General features: G+C 62.3%; 11 protein-coding genes. 5 read left to right on the top strand and 6 right to left on the bottom strand.

Annotated features, from left to right (window positions below):
- Window positions 1–65 precede the first annotated feature (65 nt).
- Both recN and DMP08_RS01125 read right to left on the bottom strand, forming a co-directional pair.
- A complete protein-coding gene (gene recN, locus DMP08_RS01130; protein ID WP_123191157.1) occupies window positions 66–1,730 on the bottom strand; it encodes a DNA repair protein RecN in 1,665 nt (554 codons plus the stop codon).
- A 156-nt stretch (window positions 1,731–1,886) separates the two neighbouring features.
- Entirely contained in the window at window positions 1,887–3,875 is a 1,989-nt protein-coding gene (locus tag DMP08_RS01125) for a hypothetical protein (protein WP_123191156.1), read from the bottom strand.
- A gap of 147 nt (window positions 3,876–4,022) precedes the next feature.
- On the opposite strand from DMP08_RS01125, the gene DMP08_RS01120 reads away from it, so the two are divergent.
- From DMP08_RS01120 to DMP08_RS01110, 4 genes are all read left to right on the top strand, one after another.
- The gene (locus DMP08_RS01120; RefSeq protein WP_123191155.1) at window positions 4,023–5,570 is read left to right on the top strand and encodes a vWA domain-containing protein; all 1,548 of its coding nucleotides are present in this window, start codon (window positions 4,023–4,025) and stop codon (window positions 5,568–5,570) included.
- Window positions 5,567–7,090 (top strand): ATP-binding protein, encoded by a 1,524-nt coding sequence (locus tag DMP08_RS01115; protein WP_123191154.1) that lies wholly within the window; start codon window positions 5,567–5,569, stop codon window positions 7,088–7,090. The genes DMP08_RS01120 and DMP08_RS01115 overlap by 4 nt, the downstream gene beginning before the upstream one ends.
- 105 nt (window positions 7,091–7,195) lie before the next feature.
- Window positions 7,196–7,318 (top strand): hypothetical protein, encoded by a 123-nt coding sequence (locus tag DMP08_RS12710; RefSeq protein WP_280176538.1) that lies wholly within the window; start codon window positions 7,196–7,198, stop codon window positions 7,316–7,318.
- 3 nt (window positions 7,319–7,321) lie between these two features.
- Window positions 7,322–8,245, top strand: coding sequence for a PDDEXK nuclease domain-containing protein (locus DMP08_RS01110; protein WP_337959661.1), 924 nt, complete (start codon window positions 7,322–7,324; stop codon window positions 8,243–8,245).
- Window positions 8,246–8,332: 87 nt separating this feature from the next.
- Here the strand turns inward: DMP08_RS01110 and DMP08_RS01105 are convergent, their stop codons facing one another.
- The 4 genes from DMP08_RS01105 to DMP08_RS01085 form a co-directional block, all read right to left on the bottom strand.
- The gene (locus tag DMP08_RS01105; protein ID WP_123191153.1) at window positions 8,333–9,103 is read right to left on the bottom strand and encodes a MerR family transcriptional regulator; all 771 of its coding nucleotides are present in this window, start codon (window positions 9,101–9,103) and stop codon (window positions 8,333–8,335) included.
- Between the two features lie 438 nt (window positions 9,104–9,541).
- The gene (locus tag DMP08_RS01095; protein WP_123191152.1) at window positions 9,542–10,171 is read right to left on the bottom strand and encodes an NAD(P)H-dependent oxidoreductase; all 630 of its coding nucleotides are present in this window, start codon (window positions 10,169–10,171) and stop codon (window positions 9,542–9,544) included.
- On the bottom strand, window positions 10,168–10,674 hold the full coding sequence (locus tag DMP08_RS01090; protein ID WP_123191151.1) for a flavodoxin family protein: 507 nt from the start codon (window positions 10,672–10,674) through the stop codon (window positions 10,168–10,170). Before DMP08_RS01090 ends, DMP08_RS01095 begins: the two co-directional genes overlap by 4 nt.
- Entirely contained in the window at window positions 10,671–11,273 is a 603-nt protein-coding gene (locus tag DMP08_RS01085; RefSeq protein ID WP_123191150.1) for a TetR/AcrR family transcriptional regulator, read from the bottom strand. Before DMP08_RS01085 ends, DMP08_RS01090 begins: the two co-directional genes overlap by 4 nt.
- A 301-nt stretch (window positions 11,274–11,574) precedes the next feature.
- Between DMP08_RS01085 and hdcA the strand changes: the two genes are divergently transcribed.
- On the top strand, window positions 11,575–12,531 hold the full coding sequence (gene hdcA / locus DMP08_RS01080) for a histidine decarboxylase, pyruvoyl type (RefSeq protein ID WP_123191149.1): 957 nt from the start codon (window positions 11,575–11,577) through the stop codon (window positions 12,529–12,531).
- Window positions 12,532–12,559: the final 28 nt, after the last annotated feature.

Here is a 12,559-nt window from a genome sequence, read left to right as displayed (position 1 = left end):
AAAGGGGACGGCGCGCCGTCCCCTTCAAAAAGCAATAGGTGAATCGCAGCGGGTCGAGCCGGTTTTCAAGATCGTTCTTGAACGGCCTCGATCATCTCGCGCGCATGGGCAAGCGACGCTTCCGTAGCATCGCCCGACAGCATGCGGGCCACTTCGGCAGGACGCTCGTCGTCAGCCAGACGGCGCAGGTCGGTTTCCGGCATGCCGTCCGCTCCTTCGACCTTGCGAACCACGTAGTGGACCCGGCCGCGCACGGCAACCTGGGCAAGATGGGTCACCACGATCACTTGGTGCGTACGCGCCAGATCAGCCAGCACGTCAGCCAACGCGACGGCGGTCGAACCGCCTACGCCGGCGTCCACTTCGTCGAACACGAGCGTGTCCACTTCGTCGGATTCTCCCAGCACCACCTTGATCGCCAGCATCACACGGCTCACTTCGCCGCCCGAGGCAATGCGCGCGAGCGGTCGCGCCTGCATGCCCGCACCGGGGCGAAACAGAAACTCGACGGCCGAAGGACCCGTTTTCGTCCACGCCGAGCGATCGAGCGCCTGAATCGAGCAAACCAGCTGCGCTCCGCCCATCTCCAAGCGCCCCATCTGCTGCGTCACGGCATCCGCAAAGCAAGGCGCCGCAGCGGCCCGAGCGGCATCAAGGGCGGACGAAGCTTCCTTAAGAGCGCATTCTGCCTGATCAGCGGCTTTCTGCGCCGCTCGTTCGCGTTCGACGGCATCATCCACAAGCGACACCAGATCGGCAGCTTCTTCACGATGCTGCAGCACATCCTCCATACGCGGCCCGTACGCGCGCAGCAAACCCTGCAACGCGGCCATGCGCTCTTGCTGCTGAGCGAGCGTCTCGGGATCGAACTCCACGCTGTCGCGATAGTCGCGCGCCTCTCGGGCGATGTCTTCCAGGACGTAGCCCGCCTCCCGCAAGGCATCGGCGTACTCGCCCAGCTTGGCATCGTGGCGAGCCGCGCCGTCGAGGGCGCTCGCGGCAGCGCCCAACGCGTCAAGCGCCCCGTCCTCCCCCGCAAGCGCCGCATGCGCCGCGTTGGCCGCAGTGGCCAGAGACTCCGCATGCTCCACTTTGGCCAGATCAGCCGCCAGGCGATCGTACTCGCCCTCCTGAGGATCCACAGCATCTATGCGCTGCAAAACGAAACGAGCCTCGTCGAGCTTCGCAGACGACGACGCACCCGCCTCTCGAACGTGCGCAAGCGCAGCCTGCGCCGCAACCGCCTGCGCGAACGCCTGCTCGTATTCGGCAAGCGCCTTCGCCACGGCTTCGCCCGCCCACGCATCGAGCATGCGCACGTGTGCAGCCGGCTTCATGAGCCGCTGGTGCTCATGCTGCCCGCACAGGTCGATGGTGGGCGCCACGGCGCGCGCAAGCTCCCCGACGCTGGCCATGCGGCCATCGATGCCCACGCGCGAGCGACCGTCGGACGCAACGCGACGCGTGACGACCAGCTCGTCGGCGATCACGTCATCTTGAACGCCGGCCGAAACGGGCGCTCCGAAGAACCGACCCGACACGACCAGCGCACCCTCTCCGTCGCGCACGGCCTCTTTGTCGGCGCGCGCGCCCATGAGCAGCTTCAACGCAGAAAGCAAGGCCGTTTTCCCCGCGCCCGTCTCGCCCGTGAGCACGGTCAGCCCGCGCGACGGCTCAAGCGTGGCTTCGCGTATCAACGCAAGGTTCTCAACCTGTATCTCATCGATCATCGCGCACCTCTTGCAGCGTCGGCTCTAGGTTCCATTCAGCCCCCCAGTATACCAGTGAGACAAAGGGACGGGGTCAATGTCTCATTTCGAATCCGGAGCGTCAAACGCTGTTCAAGGTGGACGAAATGAGACATTGACCCCGTCCCTTTGTCTCATTTACAGCGCGAATCGATCCTGCAGGGAGGAGGGTGCGGCGCATTGCCCGCGATGCCATTCCATCAGATACGCCACGCAGTCGGTACGGTTGCACGAACGCAAAAGCTCGATCTGCCGATCGAACGAGGCCTCGTCGATGAACCCGGCTTCCACCAACGCCTCGACCATGTCCCGATCGCCCTCGCGCGCCACGCGCTCCTGAGCCTCTTTACCGTATCCTCGCAGATGAGAGACGAGAACGGATCGCGTCTCTTCAGACAGGCGAAACGGCGTGGCAAGCCGGTGAAGCAGCGCGCCCAAACGATCCGGCAGATTCTTCCCCGATCTCAGCAGCTCGTCGTAGCGCGCGAAATCGAACGGGATGCCATCGGGCGCATCCGTCAAAAAGCAGCTGAGCAGCTGGTCGGCCGACACATGCACGATAGCCCCCGTATGCGACAGGCGGCATACCGAGTACTCGAAGCTGCCCTCGCCCACCGAGCGGCAGCTTGCCGGCAGGGGGACGGGTCCTTCCAGCTTGCGCGACCAAAAACAATGCGCGCCGATAGCCTGCAGGCCCTCGGGCAAAACCAGCCGCTTCGTTCCGCGGCACGCATTGTCCCGCTCGACGACGCGCACGGTGTCGGGAACCACCACCGAAGCCGGAGCGAACGGCAGCGCCCTCACGCCGATGCGCACAAGAGGCCGCCCGTCAACCTGCCGCGGAAGCGCAAGGATGTCGCTCGCGCTCGCGGAGACGTAGTCCACGGTCGAGCCGGCCTCCCCCGATGCCGCGAACTCCGTAGCCGCCTCGGCCGCCGCGGCCGATGGCGAAAGCCCGCACGCAGCAGCCGCAGCGGCCTCGTCCTTGCCCCGCACGGCCACGGCGCGCACGGCGGCCTGTTCCGCAAAGCGGCGCGACACCGAGACCGGCTTCGGCGGACCCGCCACCAGCACGGCCCCTTCGTCGTCGAAATCGTACCAGCATCCGTCAAGCTCAACGGCCGAGGGGCCTGCCAAGCGGACGCCGCGTTTGCGAAGCGCACGGTACGCGGGCGCTTTCGCCGGGCACCGCCACACAGCGTCGTCCCAGCCGCGCGCGTCCACGCGTGCGAGCGCGGGCGAAGAGTCCACCACGGCAGGCGGCTCGCACCCGTCCGCGAACGCCGCGGCGACCACGCGCTCGACGCCATCGGGCAGGCTCACGCGCTCGCCGTAGGGAGATGCAAGAAACACCAGCTCCTTGCCATCATGGGAAAACAAGCTCCCCTCGCGCGCGCAATAACGGGCATTGGCGGCATCGACCGAGTACTCCCGTCGTGCCAGGCGCGGGGAAACCCCCGCAAGATCGCACCGCTGCTCGCCCAGCTGGCTCACGTTGCGTCCGATGTGGATCCGCTGGGCAGACATCGCCGCGAACGCATTCGCCGCGACATGCTTCACCGTATCGGGCACCACGAGCAACCGCACGCCCACCCCCTGGACGAAACGCCGCGCGAAAGCCTCCACGGCTACGCGCACCACGGGGACCCCGTCCACGAATGCGGGCAGCATGACCACCAGGTCTTCGCTTTCCCCAACCGCGGCAGCGAAGCGGTGCAGGTCGAACGCGGTCAAAGCATAACCGCCTGGAACCTGCCGCACGCCAACGGCCCCGCGAAGCCCCTCGTCCATGCGAGCGCGCAGCGATGCCGAAGCGCAGCCAGCGTCCTGTCCGGCATCCGCCGCTTGGGCCAGCAGCTCGTCGAATTCGCCCATCCACAGCGCACCCGCCGAGAACAGATCCCCTTCGCGGCCCGAACCCGAGGGCACATCGTCGGGCTCGGGCCCCGCCACCCATGCACGATACGCCGGAAGCTGAGGCGACCACACTTCGCCCTCCGCCGCCCGAGCGGCCTCGATCACGTCCACATCGCGCACATCAAGTTGCGCTGGATTTTTGATCGCTTGATCAAGAAGATCATCAATCGGCGCATCTGCACCATGATAGACCAGGGTGTTCTCCATCATAGTATTGTGCTACCTCCCAAAACTTCTTGACAACAGGTCTGTTTACCCTTTGCTTTCCCCATGCTACACTGCGGGAAGCGACGAAGGCAAGAGCCGCCGCGAAGCAAGCACGCGCTTCGCGCACGCACATCCGTTCAAAGGAGCATCATGGCCGTCGAAGCCGCTGGTCCGCTTGCCCGACAAGCCCTCGACCTCGCGAGAACCGAGCTGCTCGTGAACTTGAGGTTCATGAACGCCGCATTCGCGCGTCTCGCGTATCTCCCCGTACCCGGATCCACGCTCGCCACCGACGGCAGCCACATCCGGTACAGCCCCGCCGCCATCGCGCGCGCCTACGCAAGCGAACCGGCCTCGGTGGCTCGCGCCTACCTGCACATCGTGCTGCATAACGTGTTCCTGCACCCTTATCCGTCAGCCCAAGTGAACGCGGCATGCTGGGACGCCGCATGCGACATCGTAGTGGAGCGCGCCATCAACGAGCTCGATCTGCCGGCAACGCGCACCGCGCGCGCGGACCGACAGCGAGCGACCCTCGCACGCATCGACGCCGACGTCCCCCTGGCAACCGCCGAAACCGTCTATCGCTACCTGATCGAGCAGCAGCTCCAAGACGACGATCTTGAGGCCCTGCGCGCGCCCTTTCATGTGGACGACCACGAACCTTGGCATCGCATGGCCGCCCAAGAAGCCGTGCGCAAGACGGATGCGGAAGAGGGCCGGCGCGACGAAGACCAAAGCGCGCAGAACGGCGCAGCCTCCTCGCAAGCCGCTAAAAACGGCACGGACATGGAGATGCCGGCCGATGCTGACCAGGCGAAACACAACCACAAGTCCCACCAGGCCGTCAGCCAGAACGACATCGTCCAAAAAGAAGCGCCCGAACAAGCGGGGCGGTCCATCGACGACCGATTCGCCGACACGGTGAACCTGGATCGATCGAAAGAGCAATGGAAGAGCGCGGCATACGAAATGGGCGTGCAGCTGGACGCGTACGCGAAACTCTGGGGCATCGAGGGCGCGAACCTCGCCATGAACCTGAAAGCGGTTACGCGCGAACGCCAGGACTACCGCGAGTTCCTGCGCAAGTTCGCGCGCATGGGCGAGCAGATTCGCGTGAACGACGACGAATTCGATTACGTGTACTATTGCTACGGGCTGGAGCGCTACGGAAACCTGCCCCTGATCGAGCCGCTCGAGTATGTGGAAGAACGCCGCATCCGGGACTTCGTCATAGCCATCGACACCTCGGCCTCCACGAAAGACGGCCTGGTGCGGCGCTTCATCGAGAAAACCTACGCCATCCTGTCGAACGAAACCAGCTTCTTCGCCGACATGAACGTGCTTATTGTGCAATGCGACGCAGCCGTCACCAGCGCCGTGCGCATCGGATCGCTGCCGGAGCTGGACGATTATCTGGCGAACCTGGAGATCAAAGGGCTGGGAGGCACCGACTTCAGGCCCGTGTTCGCCCTCGTGGACAGCGAAACGGAACGCGGCGACCTTGCCAACTTGGGCGGGCTCATCTACTTCACCGACGGGCAGGGCACCTATCCTGCCCGCAAGCCCGATTACGACGTCGCCTTCGTGTTCGCAGACGACATATCCGCCGCAGCCGCCCCGCCCGTTCCCGCATGGGCCATGAAAGTAGTACTGGACGAAACCTTCGTTTTGGAAGATGGAGAGGAAGCCCGATGAACATCCGGCAAGCAAAAGACCAGATCAAAAACGCAATGATAGCCTACTTCGCAAAGGACGCGTTCGGCAACTACCGACTGCCCACCGAACGTCAGCGCCCGGTGTTCTTGCTAGGCGCGCCCGGCATCGGCAAGACGGCCATCATGGAGCAGATAGCGCAGGAGCTCGACGTAGGCTTCGTGTCCTACTCGATGACGCACCACACGCGCCAAAGCGCGCTCGGCCTGCCGTTCATCACGAAAAAGACCTACGACGGCGTTGAGTACGACGTGTCCGAGTACACGATGAGCGAGATCATCGCCGCCGTGTACGATGCCATGGAAGCGACCGGGCGGCGCGAAGGCATCCTGTTCCTCGACGAGATCAACTGCGTGTCCGAAACGCTGACGCCCGCCATGCTGCAATTCTTGCAGTACAAGGTGTTCGGCCGGCATCGCGTGCCCGACGGCTGGATCGTGGTCACGGCCGGAAACCCGACCGAATACAACCGCACCGCGCACGATTTCGACATTGCCACCTGGGACCGCCTCAAGCGCATCGACGTGGACCCCGATTTCGCGGTTTGGCGCGACTACGCCGTCGAACAGGGAGTTCACCCTGCCGTATTGACGTATCTGGACATCGAGCGCAACCATTTCTACCACATGGAAACCACGGTGGACGGCAAGTCGTTCGTCACCGCGCGCGGATGGGACGACCTCTCTTCCATGATGAAGCTTTACGAGGAGCAGGGCATTCCCGTGGACGAACTGCTGGTAAGCCAGTACGTGCAGAACGCCGAAATATCGAAACGCTTCTCCGTGTACTATGACTTGTTCACCAAATACCGCGCCGACTACCAGATCGACCGCATTTTGACGGGCGACGAGGACGAAACCGTGCTCGAACGCGCGCGGGAGGCTGCTTTCGACGAGCGCGTTTCCCTCATGGGGCTGATCACCGACGCATTGGGCGGACGCGTGCGCGATGCCGTTCTGGAGGAACGCGCAGTTGCGTTCGCGCATCGCGAACTTGCGGCCATCCGCGACGCGGCGGGCGCGAATGAGGGAGATGCGGACGCATGCGACGTGCTGCCGTTGCTACGCGACCGATCTGCGGCCTTGCAGCGCCAGCTGGAAACGGAGCGCAAGAACGGCTTGCTGTCGGACGAGAAGTACGTGGCCTACGAGCGCACGCTGGCACTGTTCGACCGAGCCATGCGCCACACGGGCGGGTCGGTACCGTTCTCCCAGGTGAAGCAGTTGTTCGGCGAATCAGTCAGCGCGCTTGACCAGCATGTGGGCGCCGCCGGGCAAGCGCTCGACAACGCGTTTGCGTTCGTAGAGCGCGCATTCGGGGAAAGCCAGGAGATGTTGCTGCTGGTCACCGACCTATCGGTCAACCGCTACAGCATGGCCTTCATTAACGACCACGGCTGCGAGCAGTACTTCGAACACAACAAGAGCCTGCTGTTCTACGAGCGCGGAGCCGACCTGGCCGACCGCATCAACCGGCTTGATTTGACGGAAGAAAACGCTTGATACACGAACTTTTGTTCTATATAATGAACCACGTAATATACGTTGGTTGGGTGCTACCCTAACTTTCTTGCAAAGGACAGCCGCCTTCTTGAAAGGGGGCTGTCCATGGAACAGCTTTACGATTCCGCCTCGGATGAAACGGTTTACCAATCCGTTCGCTCCACGCTCGCGTCAGCGCGCATGAAAGCCGCTGCCGCCGTGAACGACGCGATGGTTTCCGCCTATTGAGAAATCGGGCGACAAATCGCCGAGGCGCAGGGAGACCGTGCCGAATACGGAAAGCGCCTCATGAAATACCTGTCCGAGCGGCTGACCGCCGAGTTCGGCAAGGGGTTCACGGAACGAAACCTCCGCGCCATGCGCCAGCTGTATCTTGCGTACCCAATTCGGCACACAGTGTGTGCCGAATTGAGCTGGTCGCACTATCGCCTGATCATCCGTGTAGAAGACCCCGTTCGGCGCGACTTCTACGTCCGCTCCGCCATCGAGGAGCGTTGGACGGTGCGACAGCTTGATCGACAAATCCACTCGTTCTACTACGAACGCCTGCTGGCCACCCGTGCGGAGGGAAAAGACAAGGTCCGGCAAGAGATCCAGCAGCTTGAGCCTCCGACCAAGGCGGACGACGTCCTCAAAGACCCGTACGTTCTTGACTTCCTCGATCTGAACGGAAATTCAGACTTCCTGGAAACGGATTTGGAGCAAGCGCTCCTGAACAAGCTTCAGCAATTCCTGCTGGAACTGGGAAAGGGATTCTCGTTTGTCGCTCGTCAACAACGCATCAGTGCCGACGGCGACCATTACTACATCGATCTTGTGTTTTACCATTACATCCTCAAGTGCTTCGTATTGATCGATTTGAAAACAGGGAAGCTCACGCCGCAGGACATCGGCCAGATGGACTTCTGCGTTCGCCTGTTCGACGATCAATGCACCCGAGCCGACGATAACCCCACGATCGGGATCGTCCTCTGCGCCAATCGTAGCAAAACGGTGGCCAAGTACTCCGCACTCGCCGATGGGAGGGGAATATTCGCCTCGCAGTACGTGCTCTGCCTGCCGACCGAAGAAGAGTTGTCGCAAGCCCTCGAAACAACCTGCCTGCTCGCGAGCGAAGAGAACGATCACCCCAGCCCCACGGCAAAAGAGCGATAACCGAGGAGCATGCCAACCGTGCGCGAGTTTCGGCTGGACGCCGCTCCCATAGCGTCCAGCCGAAGCGGCCACCCGTTCCCGACGCAACTACGAGCAGTACGCCTTGATGGAGTCGCGCAGAAACGCAGTCGCACCGGGGGCCCATGCTTCGTAATACGCCTTGAAGCGTTCGTCGGCTACATAGCCCTCGGCCAAGCAAGCATGCGCCTTCTTCGAGTACGTGCCGTCCTTCCAGAATGCGCACAGCCATTGCCGGTGCAGGTCGGCTGCGCGACGGGCATCCTCGCCCGCCGGATCGCCCGTAGCCATGCCGGCCAGCAGCGAGTCCTTGATCTGGGCTTCAAGCGCCTGCACGGCAAGGTAGCGCTCCTCGCTCATGCCCATAAGCTTCGCATTGCTGGCGTCGGCGGCTTCATCGCCCCAACGTTCGCGCACCTCCGCGCCGTACTTCTTCTCGTTTTCCTCGACGAGGCCCTTCTTGAACGCCTCGAACTTCTCCTTATCCTTCATGGTTTCTTGTCCTTCCAAGCTGGCGAGCGTTCTCTGAACGCTCGCGATCAATCCATCAATGCGAGCACGACGAGACCGCAACTCGCGCAAATGCCCGGCCAAAGCCTCCCGCGCATCGAACGCCGGATCGTCGAGCAGCCGCTTTATGTCGCCAAGCGACATGTCGGCTTCGCGATACAGCAGAACCTGCTGCAGCCGATCCACCTCCGCAGGGCCGTACAGCCGATATCCGTTCGCAGCGCGCTGCGCCCGGACCAGCCCCGTTTCGTCGTAATGATGCAGCGCGCGCACGGTCACGCCCGACAAGTCGGCAAGTTGGTGAACCGTATAGGTTTTCTCATGCGGCATGCTGGCCTCCTTCACCTCGGGCACTCGTCGATCGCCCGAGCACCGGAATACAGCATAAGCCCTCCCGTAACGAGAGGGTCAAGCAAGAATATCCGAATATCCCGTCTTCTTTCATATGCTTTATTTCAGATAGCATTGTGTACTTGATAAAGCACATTGAAAGGAGTGCTATGCCCTCCCCGATTGCACCGCTTCCCATCATCAGGCCTATAGCCGATCTGCGCACGCCGCTCAACGACGTATGCACGCAAGCAGCCGCACGGCGCAACCGGGTATACCCGGCTCTACGCGAAGCGGAAATCGAGGAGCATACCACCCCGAAACCCTGTCCGCCGAAGAGTCCGCCGCGAGGTTGCGCGAGATATTCGCACCCCGGAAGCTCGACTACGCGCCGGAATGAATCCTCCCACAGCGCGGGCGCCGCATCGGCAGCCCCGGCTACTCCGCGCGCAGCAGATCACGCGGCTTCAGGCCGTTCTTTTTCGCCTGCTCGTTCCAAGAGCGATGCCCCGCCATCCGGTAGAACAGGCGGGGGAAGTTAGGTTCCACGAACATCGTCTCGCCCGATCGCCCCTGCCCGATATCGTTCGCCAGCTCGTCCAAAGCGCGTCCCAGGTTCTTAAGCGGACCGGCGCCCATCTTCGCAACCTGCGACATCTCGCCCGCTCCGACCGCCAAAGCCCGACCGCGGCGCATGCCGCAAGCAGCGCACCAGTTCCACAACATCTCGATGGCCAATTCGTTCTGACGCGCCTCGTAGAATCCGCTGTTGACGATCAGGTAGAGCATCGGCGCCGTCTGCGCCCTTGAAACATGCTCGCGGATTCGATCGAGCGCCTCGTACAAAGCGGAAGGTATCGCATCCGCGCACAACGGCAAGGCGATCACCAAAACATCGCTTGCAGCCACCGATTCGGCAAGGCGCTCGTTCGCGTCCGAGATCGCGGCTGCAGCTTGGCGCACCTCCGCAAGCGCATCCTTTTCCATGCGATCCCTCAACTGCTCAAGCAAGTACGCCGAATTGCTTTTCTTGGCTCGCGGGCTTCCGCACAACAGCACTGCATTCATAGCGCAGCCTCCTTCGCTTGCTCCACGCCCTCGTGAAAATGCACATCGACCTCTGAAACGTTGAAGTTGACCGCGTTCGCCCGAACGAAGCGACGCGCCAGATCACGTTCCTCGTGCGTGCTGGGCCCATAGAAATGAACCTCCTGGCGATACGCATGATCGTAGCGCATGGCATGATGCATCTGACCATCGACCATGCGGAAGTACGGCAGCAGGTACCCGATAGACCGATCGAACACAGCCTTGACGGAGCAGGAATAGCCCCCGTACACCAAGGGGCTCACAACCACCACCGCATCGCTTTGCCGCAAAAGCTGCGGCATCTGCTGACACCGGTCGCGCAGCACGCACGTACCCGGGGTTTTGACCCAGCATCCGAAGCATCCGATGCACATCCGCACTTCGGGCGTTGCCGAGAACATCGTGTCTTGATCGGAAAATCCTCGTTCGAACGCCTCTTCCCCCAGATCACCCGCGTCGTATATCACCAATCGCCCGCTCATACCGCACGCTCCTTTCCATCGACTGCCGCACCAGAGCCGTCGCCATGCTCCGCCAAAGCCAGAAAACTCCTGAAGGCCTCGTCCATCCGCGCATGCAGTTCTTCATCGGTGAAACGCGCGCCCGAAGCGAGCATGGTCGCCATACCGTGGGTGTACACGATCATGTGCAGGTACAGCGCATGCGCCGCCGATGGCCGCAAGCCGCTCGATTCCACCACGCACCGCTCCACGTTCGGCAGGGCCACGCTTCGGTACACGTCTTCGAAACTGGCCGCATCCATATGAGCCGACAAGTACAAGAACCGGAACAAGTTGCCCTCCGTGCGGGCAAGGCGCAGATGAGAGAACCCGTTCGCCTCGAAAACGTTCGAAGCTCTGTGCTCATGCTCGCGATTGTATGCCGCAACCCAAGCTCGCGCATGGTCGTACAGGGCCTTCACCAAGCTTTTCATGTCGCCGAACAGACTGTAAATAGGCTGCACTGAGCAACCCGCCCGCTCGGCTATCGCCCGAGCGCTCAAAGCGCTCTCGCCGCGCTCCCTCACAAGGGAAAGAGCCGCGTCCAGCACCGCCTCGCGAACAACCTTCTGCTCGGGCATTTCGCACCTCCAAATTACAAGCGTTATATAACAGTTGTAATATATAGGTGGGCCGCCTTCTCCGTCAAACAAAAGCCTCTCATGCAAGGGAAAACCCCTACGAATGAGACAAAGGGACGGGGTCAATGACTCATTTTCGGCCGCAGGCTAGAAAATGAGTCATTGACCTCGTCCCTTTGTCTCATTCAACGCTTCGTTATCGGTGGGGGCACGGCTCGGTCGCATCTTCTCGCCGCCCGGGACGCGAAAACCGGGCCGTCCTACAATCTGCGCGAATCGTATCCGCAACGAAAGGACCCTCATGAAGAACATCGAAGAGCGCCGCAACCGCACCATCGCCCGCACCCCCGACCTCCACGCAACCATGCGTGCACCGCACATCGACAAGACCGCCATCAGCCCGTACGACGACTACTGCGACGGCTACGGCATGCCGGGCGCGTACGGCAACGGATACGTATCGGTGCTCAAGGTGTCCGCCGGCACGGTCGAGAAAACCAACGACATGCTGATCGACGGCATCGTCACCTACGACAAAGCCGAGACGGCCGATGCCTACGTCGGCCAGATCAACATGCTGACCGCCTCGTCGTTCTGCGGCATGGCCGGACAGGTTTGGGGCTACGACCTGGCCCGACATGACGACATCGCATCAGGTGCAAGCACGCCTTTGTTCACCGAGAAGCAGTTCGACGGCAGCGAGCTCAAGGTGTTCGACGCGCAGCCTTTGCTCAACGCCGGCATCGAACTGTTCGGAACGGCCGAGAACCGCCGCTACCACCCCATCCCCGGCGCGCACACCATCTGCGCCAACAAGGGGATCACGGCGTACCGCCCCAAGGAAGACCGCCCGCTCAAGGAAGGCGAAGCGTACGGCGTGTGGTCGTTCATCGCTATCTCGCTTTCCGCCGACCGCGATTTCGCAGCCGACCTCTTCATCGAAGACGCCGGCGTCTGGACCGAAAACGACAACGAGCAGGACATGCTGGCTTACCTGGAGCAGCATCGCAAAGAGATCGTCTGGTCCGTGGTCGAATGCGGGCGCGACTCAAGCGTGCTGTTCGACCGCACGTACGTGAGCTTCGCCTACCGCATGATGAAGCCCAACGAGATCGGCAACGCCATCACCGTAGGACCCTACGTCACGCTCGCGCGCAACGCCGTGCCCGCAACCGGCTTCGCATCCCTCAACAGCCTGCACCTGTCCGACTGGCTCAAGCAGATGGACTTCGAACCGCTTACGGACCTGGCAAACTAGCGCCTCGCGCACCCCATTCGCACCCCGG

It is taken from the genome of Paraeggerthella hongkongensis, from assembly GCF_003726035.1.
In the GTDB taxonomy this organism is placed as follows: domain Bacteria; phylum Actinomycetota; class Coriobacteriia; order Coriobacteriales; family Eggerthellaceae; genus Paraeggerthella; species Paraeggerthella hongkongensis.
This window is presented reverse-complemented; position numbering and strand designations above follow the sequence as displayed.